This window comes from Nocardia sp. NPDC003726 (assembly GCF_053586955.1).
The window spans coordinates 1-1,050 of sequence record NZ_JBSFNF010000067.1 but is presented as its reverse complement, the minus strand read 5'-3'; the positions used below and the strand labels follow the sequence as shown (position 1 = coordinate 1,050).

Genomic DNA, 1,050 nt, shown 5'->3' with positions numbered 1-1,050 from the left:
GCCGCTGTTGTAGGCCATCACCTGCGTATCGTCGTTGTCGGCAAGTGATTCCCGGATCGCGACCTGCGCGGCATGCGGCAACGTGTGCATGATCTCGCGCACCCGCTCCTTCCGCCGCAACACCGCCTGACGCACCGGCATACCCGGCGTCGCCCGCATCTGCGGAATGATCCCCTCGACCTCCTCGGCGCCACCATGATGATGCCCGGCGTCCACCAACGCCTGCTCCCGCGCCATCTGCGCCTCGTCCTTCTCCTCCGACATCCCGATCGGCCCGATCATCCGCCCGTTGAGGAACTGCTTGACCACCGGCTCCTCCGAAGTCAACAACACCTCCCGCGGCCCGAACATCACCAACTGACGCCGGAACAACATCCCGATGTTGTCCGGCACCGTCCGCGCCAAGTTGATGTTGTGGGTGACGATCAGGATCGTGGCGTCGATCTGCGCGTTGATATCGATCAACAACTGCGACAAGTACGAGGTGCGCACCGGATCCAGACCGGAGTCGGGCTCGTCGACGAGGATGATCTGCGGATCCAACACCAAGGCGCGGGCCAACCCGGCGCGCTTGCGCATACCACCGGAGATCTCACCGGGCAGCTTGCCCTCGGCCCCGAGCAGACCGGTCAGCTCCAGCTTCTCCATCACGATCTTCTTGATCTCGGATTCGCTCTTCTTCGTATGCTCCCGCAACGGGAACGCCACATTGTCGAACAGGTTCATCGACCCGAACAACGCACCGTCCTGGAACAACACACCGAACAGCTTGCGGATCTCATACAGCTCCTTGTTGGAGCAGGTGGTGATATCGGTCCCATCGATGAAAATCGAACCCCGCTCCGGACGCAGCAGACCGATCAGCGACTTCAAGAACACCGACTTACCGGTACCCGACGGACCCAGCAACGCACTGACCTCACCCGAAGGCAACGTCAACGACACATCCTGCCAAATACGCTGGGAACCGAAAGACTTGGTCACACTCTCGGTCCTGACCTCGACGCCCACGCCAACCTCCACAATTCTCAGCGAGCTGCCCCACCGGCG

The 1,050-nt window shown here is 61.8% G+C and carries 1 protein-coding gene; it reads right to left on the bottom strand.

The features are described from left to right. The coding region (locus tag ACWDMM_RS33775) for an ABC transporter ATP-binding protein (protein ID WP_323124770.1) at positions 1-1,011 on the bottom strand (1,011 nt) is incomplete at its 3' end. Positions 1,012-1,050: the final 39 nt, after the last annotated feature.